Source organism: Pseudoscardovia radai, from assembly GCF_002259605.1.
GTDB classification, from domain to species: Bacteria; Actinomycetota; Actinomycetes; order Actinomycetales; family Bifidobacteriaceae; genus Pseudoscardovia; species Pseudoscardovia radai.
Window position 1 is genome coordinate 215,121 of sequence record NZ_MWWR01000004.1, and the last position, 20,527, is coordinate 235,647.

Annotated in this window: 11 protein-coding genes and 1 tRNA gene; 9 read left to right on the top strand and 3 right to left on the bottom strand. The window is 64.3% G+C overall.

Features of this window, described 5'->3' with window-relative positions:
* Positions 1–154: 154 nt before the first annotated feature.
* A complete protein-coding gene (gene pgm, locus PSRA_RS02930; RefSeq protein WP_094660410.1) occupies positions 155–1,849 on the bottom strand; it encodes a phosphoglucomutase (alpha-D-glucose-1,6-bisphosphate-dependent) in 1,695 nt (564 codons plus the stop codon).
* A gap of 390 nt (positions 1,850–2,239) precedes the next feature.
* Here pgm and PSRA_RS02935 point away from each other — a divergent pair, with 390 nt between their 5' ends.
* The 4 genes from PSRA_RS02935 (at position 2,240) to ptsP (ending at position 7,494) form a co-directional block, all read left to right on the top strand.
* Complete coding sequence (locus PSRA_RS02935) at positions 2,240–4,390, top strand: glucose PTS transporter subunit IIA (RefSeq protein ID WP_094660411.1); 2,151 nt, start codon at positions 2,240–2,242, stop codon at positions 4,388–4,390.
* 84 nt (positions 4,391–4,474) lie between these two features.
* Positions 4,475–5,323 (top strand): PRD domain-containing protein, encoded by an 849-nt coding sequence (locus PSRA_RS02940; RefSeq protein ID WP_094660476.1) that lies wholly within the window; start codon positions 4,475–4,477, stop codon positions 5,321–5,323.
* 195 nt (positions 5,324–5,518) lie between these two features.
* Positions 5,519–5,785: an HPr family phosphocarrier protein gene (locus PSRA_RS02945; protein WP_094660412.1), complete on the top strand. Its 267-nt coding sequence runs from the start codon at positions 5,519–5,521 to the stop codon at positions 5,783–5,785.
* A gap of 14 nt (positions 5,786–5,799) precedes the next feature.
* Entirely contained in the window at positions 5,800–7,494 is a 1,695-nt protein-coding gene (gene ptsP / locus PSRA_RS02950) for a phosphoenolpyruvate--protein phosphotransferase (RefSeq protein WP_094660413.1), read from the top strand.
* A gap of 160 nt (positions 7,495–7,654) precedes the next feature.
* On the opposite strand, the gene serS is transcribed toward ptsP, so the two are convergent.
* On the bottom strand, positions 7,655–8,941 hold the full coding sequence (gene serS, locus PSRA_RS02955) for a serine--tRNA ligase (RefSeq protein WP_094660414.1): 1,287 nt from the start codon (positions 8,939–8,941) through the stop codon (positions 7,655–7,657).
* Positions 8,942–9,055: 114 nt separating this feature from the next.
* Here serS and PSRA_RS02960 point away from each other — a divergent pair, with 114 nt between their 5' ends.
* Positions 9,056–10,210, top strand: coding sequence for a diacylglycerol/lipid kinase family protein (locus PSRA_RS02960; protein WP_094660415.1), 1,155 nt, complete (start codon positions 9,056–9,058; stop codon positions 10,208–10,210).
* A 112-nt stretch (positions 10,211–10,322) separates the two neighbouring features.
* Positions 10,323–10,405, top strand: a tRNA-Ser gene (locus tag PSRA_RS02965).
* An 833-nt stretch (positions 10,406–11,238) separates the two neighbouring features.
* Here the strand turns inward: PSRA_RS02965 and PSRA_RS02970 are convergent.
* A complete protein-coding gene (locus tag PSRA_RS02970) occupies positions 11,239–12,945 on the bottom strand; it encodes an alpha/beta hydrolase family protein (RefSeq protein WP_094660416.1) in 1,707 nt (568 codons plus the stop codon).
* Positions 12,946–13,215: 270 nt separating this feature from the next.
* Between PSRA_RS02970 and PSRA_RS02975 the strand changes: the two genes are divergently transcribed.
* From PSRA_RS02975 to PSRA_RS02980, 3 genes are all read left to right on the top strand, one after another.
* Positions 13,216–14,301: a zinc-dependent alcohol dehydrogenase family protein gene (locus tag PSRA_RS02975; protein WP_094660417.1), complete on the top strand. Its 1,086-nt coding sequence runs from the start codon at positions 13,216–13,218 to the stop codon at positions 14,299–14,301.
* A 4-nt stretch (positions 14,302–14,305) separates the two neighbouring features.
* Positions 14,306–14,467: a hypothetical protein gene (locus PSRA_RS09330; RefSeq protein ID WP_158216301.1), complete on the top strand. Its 162-nt coding sequence runs from the start codon at positions 14,306–14,308 to the stop codon at positions 14,465–14,467.
* Between the two features lie 846 nt (positions 14,468–15,313).
* Positions 15,314–20,413, top strand: coding sequence for a SpaA isopeptide-forming pilin-related protein (locus PSRA_RS02980; RefSeq protein ID WP_158216302.1), 5,100 nt, complete (start codon positions 15,314–15,316; stop codon positions 20,411–20,413).
* The last annotated feature ends 114 nt before the right edge of the window (positions 20,414–20,527 follow it).

Here is a 20,527-nt window from a genome sequence, read left to right on the forward strand (position 1 = left end):
GCGAAGGCAGTGCGCCATCAACACGATTTTCCCACCGTCCAGCCCTGCCCGCCCCCGCACAACGCAAAAGGCTTCTGACGCGCACTGCGCATCAGAAGCCTTATTCACGCGTCACCGGACGGGGAACCGCCTCGCCCGGAGCCGAAACCGAAACCTACTCCGCGAGGGCCTTGTCGACCACCTCGGTGGCCTCCTCGAGCACCTTGTCCAGAGCCTCGGGAGACTCGAAGGACTCGGCGTAGACCTTGTAGATGTTCTCGGTGCCGGAAGGACGGGCGGCGAACCAGTTGTCCTTCGTGGTCACCTTGATGCCGCCGATCGGCGCGTCGTTGCCCGGAGCCTTGGTGAGCTTCGCGGTGATGTCCTCACCGGCGAGCTTCGTGGCGGTCACATCGTCGCCGGTGAGCTTGGCGAACTTCTGCTTCTGCTCGAGCGTGGTCGGCGTGTCGATGCGCTTGTACCAGCTCTCGCCGAAGCGGGCCACCTGGTCCTTGTGCAGCTCGGCCGGGTTCTTTCCGGTCTTCGCGGTGATCTCAGCGGCCAGGAGGTCCGGAATCAGACCGTCCTTGTCGGTGGTCCACACGCGGCCGTCCTTGCGCAGGAAGCTCATGCCGGAGCTCTCCTCGCCGCCGAACGCCACCTTGCCGGTGAACAGCGGGTCGACGAACCACTTGAAACCCACGGGGACCTCGACGAGCTTGGCGCCGATGGAGGCGGCCACGCGGTCGATGAGGCTGGAGGACACAAGCGTCTTGCCGATGCCGGCGCCTTCCGGCCAGCCCGGACGGTTCGGCTTGCCGTCCTTGTCCTTGCCGAACAGGTACTCCACGCATACGGCGATGTAGTGGTTCGGGTTCATGACGCCCCAGTCAGGGCACACGATGCCGTGGCGGTCGGCGTCCGGATCGGTGCCGCCCACGAGGTCGTACTTCTCCCAGGCGCCGTTGTTGAGGGAGTCCACAAGGCCCTTCATGGCGTACGGGGAGGACGGATCCATGCGGATCTTGCCATCGTGGTCGATGGTCATGAAGCGCCAGGTCGGGTCAACCTGCGGGCGAACCACGTCGATGGTGGTGCCGTACTTCTCGTTGATCAGCGGCCAGTAGTTCACCGAGGCGCCGCCCAGCGGGTCGATGCCGAGGCGCACGCCGGAGGACTTGATGATGTCGAAGTCGATGACGTTCTCGAGGTCGGCCACGTAGTGCTCGCGGAAGTCGAACTTTTCGATGAGCTCGGAGTTGATGGCCTGCTCGAACGGCACGCGCTTGACGTTCTTCCAGTTCGGCAGCAGCTCGTTGGCGCGGTTTGCGATCCAGTTGGTGGTCTCGGCCGGGGCAGGGCCGCCGGTCGGCGGATCGTACTTGAAGCCGCCGTCGGTCGGCGGGTTGTGGGACGGGGTCACGACGATGCCGTCGGCGATGTCCTCGCCGGAGAAGCGCTGCGTGCCGTCGGCCGCGCGGTTATGCGTCAGGATGGCCTGGGAGACGACGGGCGTCGGGGTGAAGTCGTCGCGGGAGTCGATGCGCACGCGCACGCCGTTGGCGACGAGAACCTCGATGGCGGTCTTCCATGCTGGCAGCGACAGGGCGTGGGTGTCGCGGCCGATGTACAGCGGACCGGTGATGCCGGCGGCCTTGCGGTTCTCCGCGATGGCCTGGGCGATGGTGACGATGTGGGCCTCGTTGAAGGAGGTCTTGAGCGAGGAACCGCGGTGTCCCGAGGTTCCGAAGCTCACGCGCTGCTCGGGCACGTTCACATCGGGAACGAGGTCATAGTACTTGCCGATGACCTCGTCGACATTGATCAGATCTTTTTCGGTGGCGGGCAGTCCCGCGTTCTTTGCAACCATACGTCTTAGTTTGCCACGATTCCCAGACGTTTCGAGGGCTTGAGGCCGCGTCGTTTCGCATCGTGGCGGGACGGAACGGACATCGTGGCGCACGACACGCCCGGAGCGCATGCGACACGCCGATGGATTCATGATTCGCAAGCGATTGCAAGCCCTCCCGGATCATGCCTGCGGAGCGCTTGCCGAATTGACGCAAACGGTTTATCTTGGCACCTGTTATTGGCAGGGTTGCTACTCGAGCATTAACGAGGCAAGACCTGGAATCCACGCGTGGAATTTCTATATTCATCGAAATTCCACATTCGTGCGTGGGTTCCAGGTCTTTTTGCGTTTAAGGTGTAAGAGACGGCAATGACGCCGTGGATCCCATATAAGTCAAGGGAGATTCAGATGGGTAAGAACCAGGAATCCGCGAAGGCGATTATCGCCGGCGTGGGTGGTGTCGGCAACATCTCGATGCTGACCCACTGCGCCACGCGACTTCGCTTTACGCTGAAGGACACCGGCAAGGCCGACACCGAGGCCCTGGAGGGAACGAAGGGCGTGCTTGCCGTGGTCAAGCAGTCCGACACCGCCCTGCAGGTCGTTATCGGCGGCGGCGTGGAGCAGATGTACAACGACATCATGGCTCTGCCGGAGATGGCCAATGTCAAGGGCGGCGAAGTCGAGGACGACGCTGACAGCGAGCTGACGAACGACCAGGTCAAGGCGCAGGAACGCGCCAAGACCAAGGGCAAGAACAAGTGGGTGGATTCGTTCTTCGAGTTCCTCTCCGATTCGTTCCGCCCGATCATCGGCGTGCTTCTGGGCGCGTCCCTCATCATCGCCATCATCAACGTGCTCATCGCCTGCCACGTGGTCTCCAACGAGACGCAGTCGCCGACGATGCTGTTCTGCCGCGCCATGTACCGCGGCGTGTTCTACTTCCTTCCGATCATGATCGCCTACAACGGCGCCAAGAAGCTCAAGGTCGACCCGTGGGTCGGCGCCGCCATCATGGGCGCTGTCATGACCCCCGAGTTCCTGGCATTGGCTGACCCGGTCAAGTACGCGTCCATATTCTCCACGACTGACGGTCAGAATGCCGCTCAGTCCGCGCTCACCTGCGTGACGAACGCAACCCTGGGCACCGATTCATGCACCACGCAGGTGTTCGGCCTGACGATGCAGCTCAACGATTACTCCGGCAACGTGTTCGTGCCGCTGCTCATGGTCGCTGTGCTGGCGCTCGTCTACAAGGGCCTGCAGAGGATCATCCCGAACTCCGTGCAGCTCGTGTTCGTGCCGTTCCTCTCCATGCTCGTCATGATCCCGATCACCGCTTTCATCATCGGCCCGATCGGCGTGTGGCTGGGCAATGGCCTGGGCATCGGTCTCGCATGGATGAACACCAACGCACCGTTCGTGTTCGCCATCCTCATTCCTATGCTGTACCCGTTCCTCGTGCCGCTCGGCCTGCACTGGCCGCTCAACGCCCTCATGCTCATGAATATCGACACGCTGGGCTATGACTTCATCCAGGGCCCGATGGGCACGTGGAACTTCGCCTGCTTCGGTGCCACCCTCGGCGTGCTCATCATTGCCATCCGCGAGAAGGACACGCAGATGAAGGAAACCGCCGGTGGCGCTCTCGCAGCCGGTCTGCTCGGCGGCGTCTCCGAACCGTCGCTCTACGGCATCCACCTTCGCTACAAGAACGTGTACAAGCGCATGCTCGTCGGCTGCTTCGCAGGCGGCCTCAGCATTGCCATCCTCGGCTGGCTCTTCCCGTCCACGCTCGCCGACGGCACCGTTGTGCGCGGCGTGACCACCACGGCCTTCGCCTTCACCTCGCTGCTCACCATCCCGGTGTTCAACCAGATGTGGGTGTATGCCATCTCCATCGCCATCGCATTCGCGGTGTCCGCCGTGCTCGTCGCCACGCTTGACTACCGCACCCCGGAGCAGAAGGCCGAAGCCCATGCGCGCATCGCTCGCGAACAGGCCAAGGCATCCGGCGCTGCTCCCGCCGCAGCTCCTGCTGCGACTGCCACTGCTGTGAAGGCTGCCCCCAAGGCCGCTCCGGCTCAGGATGCTGCAGTTGCGACGAACGAGGTCCTCGCCCCGATCGCCGGCCATGCCGTCACCTTGGAGGAGACCGGTGACGCGGTCTTCTCGTCGAAGGCACTGGGCGAAGGCCTGGGCATTGCCGACCCGAAGGATTCGAAGGTCGTCGCCCCGGTGGCTGGCATTCTCAAGACCGTCGCCAAGACCGGCCACGCCTACGGCATCAAAACCGATGACGGCGTCGAGGTGCTCGTGCACATCGGCATCGACACGGTTAAGATGAATGGCGAGGGATTCACCGTCGCAGTCGCGAAAGGACAGCGCGTCAACGCCGGTGACCTTCTCGCCACCGTTGATTTCGACAAGGTCCGGGCCGCAGGCCATCCGACCGTGACGGTGATGACCGTGACGAACTCCAAGAAGCTCGGAGGCGTCACCCCGCGCACCGGAATCGATGTCAAGGCAGGCGACGCGGTAATCGACATCGCGCGCTGACCCGGCCGACGAAGGCCATGGCCCGCCGCGCGGAACCTGTCCGGGAAGGCGCGGCGAGACATGGTCGACGATGACCTGGACGGCATGAAGGTCCTGCGCGTATTCAATAACAACATCGTTCTCGCCAAGGGCGGGAAGCAGGATGACGAGGTCATCCTGACGGGCCGCGGCCTGGGGTTCCAGGCCCGGCCCGGCGACTCCATCGACCCGGCCAAGGTCGTTCGGGTGTTCGCACCCACCGACGGCCGGGATCCCGACCACATCGCGCAGATGCTGGCGGGGATCCCGGCCGACACGATCCGCATCGTGTCGGAATCGCTGGCGCCGTCCGGACTGGCGGCGCTCGCCGATGATTCGCCGTCCCTCGTCGTGGCGCTCGCCGATCACATCGACGGCGCGATACGGCGCGAGAACAAGGGCATCTCGGTGGAATACCCGCTGCAGGGCGAGGTCTCGAACCTCTACCCGGGCGAATACGCGCAGGCGCAGGCCTTCGTCCAGGCCGTCAACCAGCGCCTCGACCGGCCGCTTCCCGATTCGGAGGCGGTGGCCGTCGCGCTCCACGTGGTCAACGCCGGATTCTCCAGCGGAGACCTGACCTACACCTATCAGATGACCGGAGTCATCGAGCAGGTGCTGGGAATAATCGAAAAGAGATTTGACATCACGCTTGACCGCCGGTCCGTGAACGTGGCGCGTTTCATCACGCATATGCGCTATCTGTTCGTGCGGATCTACGAGGGCAAGCAGCTGACGAAGGAACCGTCGCCGGTCGTCGAGGCCATCAGGGAATCGTTCCCCGACGCCTTGCAGTGCGCGCTCGAATGCGTTGCAGTCATCGAGCTCAGGCTCGACGCCGACCTGTCGGACGACGAGGTGTCGTACATGACGCTCCACATAGCGCGTGTATCCACCGACGCCAGGGAAGAGTAGCCGGCCTCGGCCGGTGGCGTGGGGGTTCCGTCCGTCGGTCACGATGTCCGTGACGATTCCGCGGCCGGCGCACAACCGCCGCGGCGCGTCGTCGCTTATATGGCACCCGGCCCCGAACCGGGACGGATCCGGCGTCCGCCGGATCCAACACGCTCCCGGCGAGAGGATTCGCCGGGATGGAGAAAGGAACCCACTATGATCACCCGTACTGCTGTTGTCGGCGCTTCCGTCGGTCTCCACGCCCGTCCGGCCGCCCTGTTCGCGCAGGCCGTCGATGACAAGGGCATCGACGTCACCATGACCTTCGGCGACGAGGAGGCCGATGCCTCCAGCGCCCTCGAGATCATGACGCTCGGCGTCAAGGGCGGCGACACCGTCACCATCAGCACCGACGACGATTCCGCCGGCGCCGCGATGGACGAGCTCGCCGAGATGCTCACCCGCGACCTCGACGCCGAGTAAACGGACGGCGCACCATGGCTAGCGAACACAAAGTCCTTCATGGCATCGGCGTGTGCGCGGGAACCGCATCCGGTCCCGTCGCCTTCGTGGCCCAGGCGCCCGGCGTCGATGAGAACGAGCCCAAGAGCACCGATCTCGAGGCCGACACCGCACGTCTCGACGACGCGCGCGCCAAGGTGATCGACACGCTCGTCCAGCGCGCCGACAAGGCCACCGACGAGAAGTCCAAGGGCGTCCTCAAGGCCACTGCGCAGATGGCCGGCGACAAGGGCCTGTACAAGAGCATCGTCAAGCATCTCAAGGCCGGCGAGGGCATGACGCACGCCGTCGCGGGCGCCGCCAGCGAATACGCGGCCAAACTCGCCAAGCTCGGCGGCTACTTCGCCGAGCGCGTCACCGACATCAACGACGTGCGCGACCGCCTCATCGCCGAGCTGCGCGGCCTGCCCGCCCCCGGCGTGCCCGACATCACCGAGCCCGTCATCATCGTGGCGCGCGACCTCGCGCCGGCCGAAACCGCCACCCTGCACCCGGGCCAGGTGCTCGGCATCATCACGCAGGAAGGCGGCCCCACCAGCCACACCGCCATCCTCGCGGCGCAGCTGGGCATCCCGTGCGCCGTCAAGACCAAGGGCGCGCTCGACGCCATCACGGCCGACGACATCGTGGCGCTCGACGGTGGCGTGGGCGAGGTCATCGTCTCGCCGACCGACGACGAGGTGGCGCAGCTCAAGGACCGCGCCGCACGCCGCGCCAAGGCGCTCGCCGGCTCCTCCGGCGAAGGCGCCACCCGCGACGGGCACCGCGTGGCGCTGCTCGCCAACATCGGCACCGTGGACGACGCGATGAACGCCGCCAAGTTCGACCTTGAGGGCTCCGGCCTCTTCCGCTCCGAGTTCCTCTTCCTCGGTCGCGACGAGGCGCCGACCGTCGAAGAACAGACCGAGACCTACACCAAGGTGCTCAACGCCTTCGGCAAGGATCGTCACGTGGTGGTGCGCACGCTCGATGCGGGCGCCGACAAGCCGCTGAAGTTCGCCAACCAGGAGCACGAGGACAACCCGGCCCTCGGCGTGCGCGGCCTGCGACTCGGCATGCGCCGCGTCGACCTGCTCGACACGCAGCTGCAGGCGCTCGCCAACGCGTACCAGGCCACCGGCGGCGACCTGTGGGTTATGGCGCCGATGGTCTCCACCGTGGACGAAGCCGAGTGGTTCGCGCAGAAGGCGCGCTCCTACGGTCTGCCCAAGGTGGGTGTGATGGTGGAGGTTCCGGCCGCCGCCATCCGCTCCGCGCAGATTCTGTCGGTGGTGGATTTCTGCTCCATCGGCACGAACGACCTCTCGCAGTACACGATGGCCGCCGACCGCCTCAACGGCGAGCTGGCGAACCTCCTGACCCCGTGGCAGCCGGCCGTGCTCCATATGATCAAGGCCGCCTGCGACGGCGGTGCCGCGACCGGCAAGCACGTGGGCGTCTGCGGCGAGGCCGGCGGCGACCCGCTGATGGCGCTCGTGCTCGCGGGCCTGGGCGTGCAGTCGCTGTCGATGGCGCCGACGAAGGTCAACGCCGTGCGCGCCGCGCTGCGCATGCACGATTTCAGCACCTGCCAGCAGATGGCCGCCTACGCTCTCGACGCCCGCACCGCCGAGGACGCGCGCAAGGCCGTGATCGCGATCGCCGATCCGATGCTGCTCGATCTGCTGTGATACGGTCTGCGGTCCTTGTCTGTTAGGAAGTCTGTCAGAACAAGGTCCGCTAGAAACACGCCAGAATAAACATCAGGCCGGCTCCCGGAAGGGGGCCGGCCTGATGCGTTGCGGCGCACGGCGCACGGTATTCACCGCGGCGTGCCGCGCTAACGGGAGCTTACGCCTCCCACTTATGCGGCTCGATAACCTCGAGGCCGCCCATATAGGGGCGCATCGCCTTCGGCACCTCGATGGAGCCGTCGGCGTTCTGATGGTTCTCGAGAATCGCGACGAGCCAGCGCGTGGTGGCGAGCGTGCCGTTCAGCGTGGCGACGGCGCGGGTGCCGCCGTCTTCGGTGCGCTCGCGGATGTTGAGGCGGCGCGCCTGGTACTCGGTGCAGTTCGAGGTGGACGTCAGCTCGCGGTAGCGGTTCTGCGTCGGCACCCAGGCCTCGCAGTCGAACTTGCGCGCGGCGGAGGCGCCGAGGTCGCCCGCGGCGGTGTCGATGATGCGGTACGGCACCTCGACCTTGCCGAGCATCTCCTGCTCCATGGCGAGCAGCTGCTGGTGCTGGTCGCGGGAATCCTCCTGCTTGCAGTACACGAACATCTCCACCTTGTCGAACTGGTGCACGCGGATGATGCCCATCGTGTCCTTGCCTGCGGCACCGGCCTCGCGGCGGTAGCAGCTCGACCAGCCGCAGTAGCGCAGCGGGCCGTGGGACAGGTCGAGGATCTCGTCGGCGTGCATGCCGGCGAGCGCCACCTCGGAGGTGCCGACGAGGTACTGGTCGTCGGGTTCGCGCAGACGGTAGATCTCGTCGGCGTGCGAGTTGAGGAAGCCTGTGCCCGCCATCGCCTCGGGGCGCACCAGAGTCGGGGTGATGGTCGGGATGAAGCCGTGCTCCTGCGCCTGGTCGACGGCCATGGTCAGCATGGCGATCTCCATGCGGGCCACGTCGCCGCGCAGGAAGTAGAAGCGGGAGCCGGACACCTTGACGCCGCGCTTCATGTCGATTCCGGCAACGCCCTCGCCGAGCTCGAGATGGTTCTTCGGCTCGAAGCCCTCGGCCGCGAAGTCGCGGATCGTGCCGACCTTCTTGACGACGACGTAATCGTCTTCGCCGCCTTCCGGAGCCTCGGGCTCCACGATGTTGGAGAGCTTCCACATCGCGGTGGTGTATTCCTCGGAGGCCTTGTCGGCCTCGTCCTTGTACTCGGAGACCTTGGCGGCGAGCGCCTTCGTCTCGGCGATGATCGCGGCCTTCTGGTCGGCGGGGGCGGAGGCGACCTCCTTGCCCTTCGCCTTCTGCTCGGCGCGGGCGGCCTCGTACTGGCGCAGCGATTCGCGGCGGGCTTCGTCGGACTTGAGAACCTCGTCGACGAGTTCCACGGATTCACCGCGCTTGCGCTGGGAATCCTTGACGATATCCGCATGCTCGCGGATGAAATTGATATCAAGCATGCTTCCAAAGTTATCCGCTTTGCGCGACATATGCGGGGCGCCTGCGCGGAACCGCCTATCGTGAAATTTTCCGAAATGGTCGCATCGTGGCCATCGGGGTGACACAATGAAACCATGCCCAGTCCGTGGAATGTCATCGTCATCGTCGCGCTCTGCCTCGCAGCCCTGGCAGCGCTGGTCCTGCTCGTGCGCCATCTGCGCCGCCGCCGCGAGGTGCGCGTCGCCACCGCCCGCGAGGACGACGCCCGCGGAACATACGCGTTCGTCATCAACCCGTCGAAGCCTGGCGCGGAGATGGCGCGCACCTTCATCCGCGAATACTGCGACGAGCATCACATCGTGGACCCCATCATCCTCGACACGCAGCTTGATAAGGACGGCGGCGTCTGCGCGCGCGAAGCGCTCGACCGCGGCGCGCAGGTGGTCGTCGCATGCGGCGGCGACGGCACGGTGCGCACGGTGGCGCGCACGATGGCGGGAAGTGGCCTGGCCATGGGAATCGTGCCAATCGGAACCGGCAATCTGTTCGCCCGCAACATCGGCATTCCCGTCGGCAACCTGAACGCCGCCATGGCCGTGGCCACGTCGCGCGGATCGCGCACGGTGGACGCGGGCTTCGTGCAGATGCTCGATTCGCGCACGCCCGAGTACAAGCATCGTTTCCTCATTGTGGCGGGCGCCGGCTTCGACGCCGACATGATCGACGACACCGACCCGCGCTTGAAGAAAAGCATCAGCTGGATGGCGTATTTCGTGGGCGCCGTCAAGCATCTGTTTCAGCAGAAGGCGAAGGGCACCGTGCAGTTCGTGGACGACACGGGCGAGACGCACCGCCAGCCCGACCTCGAGTTCCGCACCGTCATGGCCGGTAACTGCGGGCAGATCCCCGGTTTCTCACTGATGCCGGAGGCTCGGTTCGACGACGGCCTGCTCGATTTCGAGATGATCGACACCAGCGGCGGCGTGATCGGCTGGATGAGCCTGTTCGGCGATGTGGTGCACCAGACCGTGGTGAAGAAGGCAAAGGGGAGCCCGCTGAGTTTCAACTCCACGATCGAGCAGTTCGAGGGGCGCCAGGCCACGCTTGAGCTCGAGAAGCCGCAGACCGTGCAGGTGGACGGCGACATCATCGGCAAGTCGCGGCATCTGCGCTTCGGCATCGATCCGCGGGCGCTGATTGTGCGCGTGCCCGAGCTGCCGGAGGGGGACGTGACCGGCGTGATCCAGCCGATTCGCGAGACCGGGCAAAAGCCCGAGGTCGTGGGGTGATGTGCATGTGCGCGGTGCGTGGTGCGGCGTGCACGGTGCGAGTGCGGTGTGCACGGTGCGAGTGCGCTGCGGGCCGTGTGTATAATCGTTGAGTGCTGCGTGCTTGCGGCACGGACAGGTGTCCGAGCGGTCTAAGGAGACGGTCTTGAAAACCGTTGGGCGTAAGCCCCGCGAGTTCGAATCTCGCCCTGTCCGCAGCGATCGAGGCCCCGGGATTCCTCCCGGGGCCTCGTGTTGTGTTCGAGCGCTGTGTTGTCGCGGTTGTGGTTTGGGGGCGCGGTCGGTGTCGTTGCGCGACACGGTCATCGTGTCCGTAACCCATCACATTGTTCTCGTTTCCGTAACAGTGTGATAGCTTTCGGACATTTTTCGACGATTTTGGCCTCCCAATCGTGTGTTTCTGTCCGTAAGCCGTACCAGTGTTGTGGATTCCGGAACGGTGCTCCTTGCTGGCACGTCACGTACCAGCAAGACCCACCCTTATAGAAAAAGACCAGCATTCCCAACAACAAACCACCCAACAGTGTCTCTCGCTGGCACTGTGGTGACCAGTGAGGCGGACCGTTGGGGAGAAGGCTCAGTGTTTTCAACGATGGAATCGTGAACAGTGCCTCTCGCTGGCACGTCAGTGACCAGTGAGGCGGAGTGTGGCCGGGGGAATCGTTGCGGTTGCTTGTTCCGTTCGGCAACAGTGCCTCTCGCTGGCACTGCGGTGACCGGCGAGGCCGACTGTTGGGGAGGAAGGGCGAGTGTTCCCAACGATGGCTTGGCCAACAGTGCCTCTCGCTGGCAGACGATCGACCAGCGAGGCCGACTGTTGGGATGAGAGGGGCCTGTTTTCAACGATGGCTTGGCCGACAGTGCCTCTCACTGGCACGTTATCGACCAGCGAGACGGAGTGTGGCCGGGGGAATCGTTGCGATTGCTCGTTCTGCTGGCCAACGGTGGCTCTCGCTGGCACGATAACGACCAATAAGAGCCACCGTTGCGGGAGAGGGGAGACGATGGGGGTGGAGAGCCGCCCCGCGTCACACGAGGAACAGACCCCAGTACATGAACATGATGAAGCTGAACACGACGCCGATGAAGTAGACCACCGTCCACGCAATATGGCCCGCGCCGCTGACGGAGGGGCGCTCGTCGAGGGGCTTGCGTCGATGCGCGATCTCCGTGCGCACCATATGCACCACCAGCGAGGCGAAGGCCGCGGTGCACACCACCACGAGCAGTCGCGCGGCGCCCTGCCACACCACGAGCAGCGTGTGGTTCGTCGACAGCTTGAACACGCTGTACGCGGTGTACGCCACGTAACCCAGCCACAGAAGTGTGGTGAGGAACGTCGCCAGGCCGCACGCCCACAGGCGGCCTGACATTCCCTCGGCGAATCCGGGGCGGCGGCGCGCCTCGCGCGAGAGCATCTCGTGCTTGACGATGATATTGCCGGTGGCGGCGCTGTCGGGGGAGGAGTTGGCCTCGAGCTGGGCGAGCGCGGTCTCCTTGCGGATGCGGCGGCGGCGCAGGAAATGCAGCACGGGGAGCCCGAGCAGCGTGATCAGCTGCATCACGATGGCGCCGCCCTGCAAAATAAGCAGTCCGCGCACAGAGCCGACGAGGCCTGATCCGACCGAGGAGACGAGCTGGTCGGTGTCGACGTCGGTGGCCTGCCACGGCGTGTCGTTTCCGGCGACGTCGGGGGTGCTCCAGCCGAGGGTTTCCGAGATCTTCGCGTCCTGCGCGAAATCGGCCATGTCCTGGATGAAGTTATCGGCCAGCGGCAGGTCCTTCTTGGCCTTGGCGTCGCCCACTCGCATCTGGTGGTTGGCGCCGCGGTAGTAGCGCACAAGCGTATTCGTGTTGCCGTTGTCGGCCATGATCCGGCGCGCATGCTCGGGCGCCTGGATGGTGGGCATCGACAGGTCGTTCGTGCCGTAGACGAACAGCGTGGGCTGCGTCTGCCTGGCCAGGTACGGGGCGACGTCGAAATCGGCGTAGTTCGGCCCGATGCCCGACATCTCGAGCGTGGTGATCCGGCTCGTGATCTGGTTCGTCGGGAACGGCACGTCGAGCACGCGGAAGTAGTCGTCGATGGCGTAGGTCATCTGCTGGCGCGGCGTGTAGACGGGCGCCGAGGTCATGATGGAGAAGCTCACGTCGTTGCGCTCGCTGGCGATGATCGGCGTGATCCACGCGCCTTCGGATTCCGCGTACAGACCCACGCCCTCGGGATCGACGCCGGGCCAGGCCTCGAGCACGTCGAGCGTCTTCTCATAATCGTGCGCCATCTTCACGTAATCGCGGTGCTGCCACGAGTAATCGGTCATGTTCTTGTCGGGCACGATGGTGGCCACGCCGGCGGAGGCCATGCCCCACGCGATGTCGCCGTACACCTCGGTCGCCTTGCCCAGGCCGGCGCCGGTGATGAGCATGCAGCCGGGAACGGAGGCGGCGAGGCGCTGTCCGCCGGCGCGGGCGACGGGCATACGCACGATGGCGTCGATGGTGGTGCCGTCGTCAAGGCTGATGGGGACGGTGGCCTCCGTGACGTCATAGGTGCCCACGGTGTCGTTCGTGGTGTCGTTCGACGCGATGGCGGTGCTGGTGCTTCCCAGGTCGATGGTCGCCGTGGAATCCTGCGGCACCCAGTGGGGTGCGATGACGTATCCGAGCAGACTGAACGCCACGAGCAGGATGACGGTCGTGATGGCAGTGGCCAGCAGGCCCTTCTTCTTGCGCATACCCTTACTGTATCGTCACTGCCCGAACACGGCGGCGGTTGTGCTACGCGCTTATTCGCGGCGGCGTGGTAGGGGAGAGGCGGCGTACGTGTAGGCCGCCGGAGAAGGCGCGGATTCCAATGCAAGAGGCGTGAACGCGCGGCGCGTCCTGGCTTGACTTCAAGTGCGCTTGAACTTTTACGATTGAGGCATCGGGACGGCTCCCGGCAAGAACATAGGCCTGCGGAATCGCTAGCTGACAACGCAAACATCCAACGCAAAGGAGACACCATGAAATCCACCATCTATTACGGCCCGCGCGACATCCGCGTCGAGGAACGCCCCGTTCCCACCGTCAAGGATCCCGGCGACCTCGTCATCCGCGTCGTGCGCACCTGCGTGTGCGGATCCGATTTGTGGCCCTACCGCGGCCAGGACGTGAACACCGCCGGAACCCCCATCGGGCATGAGTCCATCGGCGTCGTGACCGAGGTCGGCTCCGACGTGACCGCGGCGAAGGCCGGTGATTTCGTCATCGTCCCGTTCCCCATCAGCTGCGGCGAATGCGCGGCGTGCAAGGCCGGATTCGAATCCAGCTGCCTCAACGGCGGTTACTTCGGCGCGGCCGAGGGCGAAGGCTGCCAGAGCGAATACCTGCACGTTCCGCATGCCAACGGAACCATCGTCAATGTGTCCGAGGCGCTCGCGGCGGGCGATATCCCCGGTGCGCCGGCCAGCCCGAAGGATTTCACCGACGAGATGCTCGCCGACCTGCTGACCCTCTCCGACGTGATGGGCACCGGCTACCATGCGGCTGTCAGCGCCGAGGTCAAGCCCGGTAGCACCGCCGTTGTGTTCGGCGATGGCGCGGTGGGCCTGTGCGGCGTGCTGTCCGCCAAGCTGCTGGGAGCCACCCGCATCATCGCCATGAGCCGTCATGAGGACCGCGCGGCCATCGCCCGCGATTTCGGAGCCACCGACGTCGTGCCCGAACGCGATGACGCCGCCGTCGAGCGCGTCATGGAGCTCACGGGCTCCGGCGCCGACGCGGTGCTCGAATGCGTTGGCTCCGCCCAGTCCTTCGGCACCGCCCTGCGCGTGGGACGCCCGGGTGCCGTCATCGGCCGCGTGGGCCTACCGCATGGCGTGGATATTCCGGCCGAAGGCACCTTCTACCGCAACATCGGCATCAAGGGCGGCCCCGCGCCGGTGCGCACCTATGCGCGCCAGCGCCTGCTGCGCGAGGTGCTCGCCGGTGCCATCCATCCGGGCCGCGTCTTCACCAAGACGTACACGCTGGACGAGGTTCCGCAGGCCTACGCCGACATGGATGCGCGCCGTGTGGTCAAGGCGCTCGTCACGGTATCCGAGGTCTGATGCCATGGCGACGTACGCCATCGGGCAGATGGCCGAGCTCCAGGAGAACCTCGACGCCCTCACCGATGCGCAGCTGAGCCCGACGATGCGCGAGATCCGCCACAGGCTGAACCATGAGACCGCGGCGGCGGGAACGGTCACGATGGGCATCGTCGCTGCCCGGTGACGGGTATCTGTCATAATGAAACGGTCCGCGGCCATTGCGCGGTCACGGACATGCCCCGGCGGACGAAGGAGGCCGCCGGGGCTTTTGCGTGGCAAGGCTCGATCATGACCCGATGAACGCCCGTAACGGTGGTATGAATTCGCGAACAGTGGTACGGTTTGCTGACATTTTTCGACGATTTTGGCCCCGGAATCGTGGATTTTGATCCGAAACCCATCCCACTGTTCTTGATGCGGGGCGCCTATTGAGAGAGGACGTCCGCGTCAGCTCGCCGCGCCTGCGCTTGTGACTCTGTCTCCCGTCAACGGTGGGTCTTGCTGGTCGCTGCAGTGCCAGTGAGGGGCACCGTTGGGCGGGCGGGGTGCAGATTGGTCGGGGAGTCGTGGTGCGAAAGGTGCGAGCTTCCGTGGGGTGCGGGTTTCGGCACGATGGTGAAGACGATTGTTGCGTAGGGGAACGGGTGGGGCGGATTCCTTTGCCGTTTTCAGGAAAACTGTTAAGATAGCTGCTACAAGTGACGATATTCGGGATATGGGACGCGATGTCCGTGGCTGTATGACAGGCGCTGCCGCAGGCATGCGCATTTAAATGTTCGGAACTAGGAAAGAGGGTTCCGCGTCGGTGCGTCTGTCAGCGACAGTCGTGCGCATCTTGTCATAAGGACTTGCCGCAGGAAGCCGCTGCGGCATGCTGCCTCGACATTCCGATGAATCGCAGCTACACAGGAGGAACACCCGTGGCAATCGCCGCGGCATGAGGGAGCGAGGGCACGGCATGGCGTGGATACGCAGGCCAGGTTCATCACAGAAGGGCCAGCTTCGGTCGGGAACCGGCCGACCGTCCGGAGTGACGCATCATGGCGCCGATTCCGCACGCCCTGCCACGCCCGATGCCCCGCGTCACGCGGCGACGACGATCCGCCGCAACGCTTGGACCATCGTCTGCTTTCTTCTCGCCATCTGCATGTGCCTGCCGCTGACCAGCGCCGTCGACTCCCATCGCACCGCCACCGCGGCCGACACCGGAACCGCCGGTCTGTGCGACCCCACCACGAACGTGAGCTATGGCGACGGTAGCGCCGACATCACCGCCGACGACACCGGCATAGCCACCTACGTGGGCGGCAACATGTACATTGGCTCCCCCAAGAGCGGAGCCACGTGGAGCGCCGACGCCATCAACGGTTCGTACGCTGTGGAAGCCGAAGGCCAGACCGTGGTCAGGGGAGACCTGCTGGCGCGACCCATCAAGACGGGCTCGGATGGCAAATCCTTCTTCACCCTCGGCATGGTGGCGTTTGGTGCACAGTACCTTCCCGCTGCCGGCACCACCATCCTTGCCGTGGGAGGAAAGGTAGGCAGCAATCCGGGAGCTATTTCCACCCTTGGCGGTGGCGACACCGACCACGCGCAGGCATGGAACGCCGGCGTCGGCATCAAGAGCAAGGCGACGAACACCTCCACGGAATACGGCTACAAGGCCTACATCGCGGGCAATAAATCCACCGTGTGGGGTGACCCCGCCACGCCGTCGGTGAGGGCATACACGAACACCGCGTCTAATGCCGTCACATGGAGCGGCACCACGGGGCTTGACAAGAGCGGCATCACAGGTGCGGCGAACTATCAGAAAACCATCGCCAGCTTGTCTGAGAACCTTTCGTCTCTGACCTCCACCGGCGTCGTCACCACCGGTGTGGCGCCCACCGGCGAATATACGCGCTACAAGTATGACAGTTCGAAGTCCTACGGCATGAAGTTCACCAACGATACCGTGAACTACACGGTGGGCTCCCAGACCTATTCGGGTATCAACAACGAGAAGGTGCTGTTTTTCGCCGGCGACGGCCACTCCAACAACCAGGTCTTCAACGTCACCGTTAGCCAGTTGAATTCCGACGGATACCGTGGACTTGATTTTGCGTTTTCCAACATTCCAGCCAATGCGAGTGTCGTCATCAATGTTGTCAAGGACGATGGAAGCTCGCTGGGAAAAACCGATACCGTGAGCTTCAACACGGGTTGGCGCTTCTGGTGGAACAATGACGAGATTTCCAATGGTTATGTGACCTCTGGGAAGCATGCCGTGGATTCGTCAATCAGCAATGCCTATGCGACCGCAGGCGAAAGCATCATGTGGAATTTCGGTGACGCAGGATCGGTGACGATTGGCGGCGGCAAAGCATATGAAGGGTTGAAGGCTGCAGGCGGCCTCGACAACAACGCATCGCTTGATGATCCGGCAGCCGCCATGCTCGGATCCATCCTCATTCCCAGCGGATTCTTCGACGACCACGCGACGACGAATGGCCGCGTATGGGTGGGCGGCGACTTCATGATGAACAACCCCACGGGCAACGCCAATGGCGCGAGCACCGCGTCGGTCATCGACATGGATCAGGAGCGTCACAACCTTCCGTGGGGCATGAGCAGCAGCAGCTGCTCTGCAATCGGCTGGTGGAAGTACGGCAGCGATGTGAGCGGTGTCCCCGTAGGGGGTTCGTCATGGGGCGTGTTCGCTACAGAAGATGATGCCAACAACGATACGAACGCCATCCTGTATGTTACTGACGATGCGAGCAATGATTGGGCATCGGCGAACGGCCGCCTCGAAGTGCACGGCCTGAACATCAACGCCACCTATTACGTGCGGGAGGTGTCGCCGCCGGACGGCTATAAAAACAACGACAACGTTTACACTGTGAAAACAACGTCCGAATGGGCGGCAGACAGTAACAAATACGTCAACGGCGTCTACATGGTGCAGGGAGACACTGATTCAAAGGGAAACCCTGCGTGCGGCATCAATATCTATAACATATGTGACGCTCCCAGTTCCGTCTCGTGGAAGAAGGTCGCATCCGACGGCACCAAGCCGCTTTCCGGGTCGAAATGGTCATTGACGAATACCGGTACGAACGCCGAATACGAGGTCGATGACCTTGCTGACCCGGTCACGGGTCTGACATTCACGACTTCGACGGGCACAACCTTTCTTGGCTTGATGTCTGGCAACACCAATCAAACCAAGGTGACGGTGACATCGGACGGCGTCACGTCAGCCATCCGCTATGCCTCCACGGACCCTGACGTCGCCTCGATTAACTCCACGGGTCTCGTCACCGGGCATGCTGTGGGCAGCGCGCAGGTCATCGCCTATGCAGGAGACAAAACCGCCACCATTCAGGTGCGTGTGGTGTCATCAAGCTCCCCTACGTCTTCCGGGTCAGGCGACTCCATCAGCATTCGTGGTGCGTCCGTCATGCAGCCCCACGAGCAGCAGAAGCTCATGCTGCGTCAAGGCGGGGTGGCATTGCCCAATCCGTCCGTGGCGACATGGACGTCCAGTGATGCAACAGTGGCAACGGTAAACGGTGGCAATGTGACAACGGGCGATTGCACATCCGCCTCCGGCTGCCAGGTCACGATCACCGCGCAGTACCAGGGCTACACCGACACTTTTAACATAACGGTGGCCTCCTCCAACGTCGTGACGTGGAAGAACCCCATCACGATCTACTACTACACGCCGCGCCGTCCGTCGTGGAACGCCTACTACCTCCACTACGCCTTCGTGAAGAACGGCTCGGCGGTATTCGACAACAGCGACATCAAGATGGACTCGGCGTGCTCCAACTGGGTCAAGGCCACGGTGACGGACGCCGACGCGCTGCCCCTCGTCGTGACCTTCACCGACACGCCGTATCAGGCGGGCACTACGCAGACCAACGCGCATTGGGATTCCAACAACTCGAAGAACTACTACCTGGCCGCCGGCTACGACACCTACGTGTTCGACCAGGAGGCGGACGGCACCAACCACACCGCCCCGTCCTGCTCCGTCACCTCGCTGAGCGTGACCGGCAGCAATGTGGCGGCAGACGGAACGATGACGATGCAGTCGGGAACCAAATCCCAGCTGAACGCCACCATCACGCCGACCGGTGCGGCGAAAGTCACATGGACATCCGACAATACGACGGTCGCCACCGTCGATGGCACGGGCCTGGTCACGGCGCTTAAGGCCGGCACCGCCACGATCGCCGCGACGGCAGGCGGCCAGCAGACGCTGATCAACCTTACGGTTCGTCCCCAAACCGACGGCGAGGTCATTGTGGACGGCAACGACGAGATGATCGTCGGCCGCACACAGACGCTCACCGCGCAGCTCGACGGTGAGAAAGCCGTCACAATCACCTCATGGGAGAGCTCGAACCCCGACGTCGCCACGGTGGACCAGACCGGCCGTGTAACCGCGGTCTCCGCCGGCACCGCCACCATCACGGCCACCGGATACGCTACGGCAGCCGGACCCGACAGCGAGTCGAAAACGGGTATGATCTCCCTGAAGGTCGTCACCACACCGCCGTACTGGAACGATACCGACGCTGCCGGCAGCCAGTTCACGGTCAACGGTCTGCCGGACGGCTCCTACACGCTGTGCGAGACGACGCCGCCGAGCGGCTATGCGGCAGGTGACTCCAAGGGCGACACCTGCTACACCTTCACGTTGTCCGCCGGCAAACTGGTGGCTTCGACCATTCCGAGCACGGGCGTCCCGAACACTCCAACCACCGTCACGTGGAGCAAGGTGGACGCTGACAGCAAGGTGGACGCTGACAACACCAAAACGAAGCTCCCCGATGCCTCCTGGAAGATCACGAGCGAGGACGGTGCATCGGCGTGGTGCGTGGCGGACGGCGGAACTGCCAACGATACGCCCAACAACTGCGCCGTTGCCGGCACAGGCTCGGTGCTGGCCGACACGGACGGCAAGGATGACGGCACCGTCACCGTCACGAGCCTGCCCGCCGGCACGTATACGCTGACCGAGACCGCCGCGCCGAAGGGCTACGAGCTGAGCGAGGCCTCCTACACCATGGTCGTGTCGGGCGTGGCATCGAAGAAGAGCACCGTGGACGGCAACACCGACCTGGGCATCCCGAATTCGAAATCCTACGGCAGGGTGAGCTGGGCCAAGTACGACGAAACCGCACAGTCCGACGGAACGCACAAGGCGCTGAAGGGTTCCGACTGGCAGCTGTTCAGCTGTGGGACGGACGTGACCGCGCCGGACGCCGTCAGCACCACCGCCTGCAAGGAATCCGTGCAGACCTTCGACGGCACCTCCGCCTCGACCTTCGAATACGATTCCCTCGAACTCAACACCTACTACCTGCTCGTCGAGACCCAGGCCCCGGCCGGATACCTGCTGGGCGACGCGCCGTATTATGCGGTGATCGCCACGGGCTCCTCGAGCTCCGGCGCATGGGGCACCGTCACGCCGCTGTCCAATGACTCCGCGGTGCAGGGGCAGGTTGACGCGCAGGAATCCAACGGCACCTACCCGATTTACAACCGCAAGGCGGCAACGGCATCGTGGAACAAGACGGAATACGGCTCGGGCACGGCGCTGGAAGGTTCCGAATGGACGCTTACGCAGTACGCCGACGAGGCGAGCTTCGCCACCGCATCCTCGGCGCTGCGCGTCTACAAGATCACGTACACCGCGCCGAAAGGAACGGCCACACAGGGTAGCTACGCCATGTCGTGCGCCGTCGGCACTGATTCCGACAACCCGTGTAGCGCGCGGTACGCGGGAACGCTGTCCGTGACATCGCCCTCGGGCGCGACCGCGTTGTCGGTGTTTTCCGTGTCAGGGCTTCCGTGGGGGTACTATGTGCTCACCGAGACGAAGGCGCCTTCAGGACACTACGTCGGCGCCGCCATTGCCGGGAAGACGGTTGGCGGCAGCACTGCGGGATCCGACTTTACCATCGACTACGGCACGGTGACCAATGAGGCTACCATCACCTCTTTGCCTATGACGGGAGGTGTGTGGACGCCACGGCGCGTGCTGACAATCGGCGCGGGCCTGCTGGCGCTGTCGGTGGCATCGTATGCCCTCGCACGGCGCAGCGCGTGGCGCGGACGCCGCCGTCGGTGATGCGAAACCGCAGCCGCGAAAACGCGGCCAAGCAGTAACCATAACTGAAAACCACAGCTGAAAAGCAACACAGACTTTCCGCCGCCCGTACAGACACGTGGCGGCGGCAGGACG

Coding starts and splice junctions, on each gene's coding strand:
- PSRA_RS02975 (WP_094660417.1), top strand. CDS start 13,216: ATGAAATCCACCATCTATTACGGCCCGCGCGACATCCGCGTCGAGGAA.
- PSRA_RS02970 (WP_094660416.1), bottom strand. CDS start 12,945: ATGCGCAAGAAGAAGGGCCTGCTGGCCACTGCCATCACGACCGTCATC.
- PSRA_RS02945 (WP_094660412.1), top strand. CDS start 5,519: ATGATCACCCGTACTGCTGTTGTCGGCGCTTCCGTCGGTCTCCACGCC.
- pgm (WP_094660410.1), bottom strand. CDS start 1,849: ATGGTTGCAAAGAACGCGGGACTGCCCGCCACCGAAAAAGATCTGATC.
- ptsP (WP_094660413.1), top strand. CDS start 5,800: ATGGCTAGCGAACACAAAGTCCTTCATGGCATCGGCGTGTGCGCGGGA.
- PSRA_RS02935 (WP_094660411.1), top strand. CDS start 2,240: ATGGGTAAGAACCAGGAATCCGCGAAGGCGATTATCGCCGGCGTGGGT.
- PSRA_RS02940 (WP_094660476.1), top strand. CDS start 4,475: ATGAAGGTCCTGCGCGTATTCAATAACAACATCGTTCTCGCCAAGGGC.
- PSRA_RS09330 (WP_158216301.1), top strand. CDS start 14,306: ATGGCGACGTACGCCATCGGGCAGATGGCCGAGCTCCAGGAGAACCTC.
- serS (WP_094660414.1), bottom strand. CDS start 8,941: ATGCTTGATATCAATTTCATCCGCGAGCATGCGGATATCGTCAAGGAT.
- PSRA_RS02960 (WP_094660415.1), top strand. CDS start 9,056: ATGCCCAGTCCGTGGAATGTCATCGTCATCGTCGCGCTCTGCCTCGCA.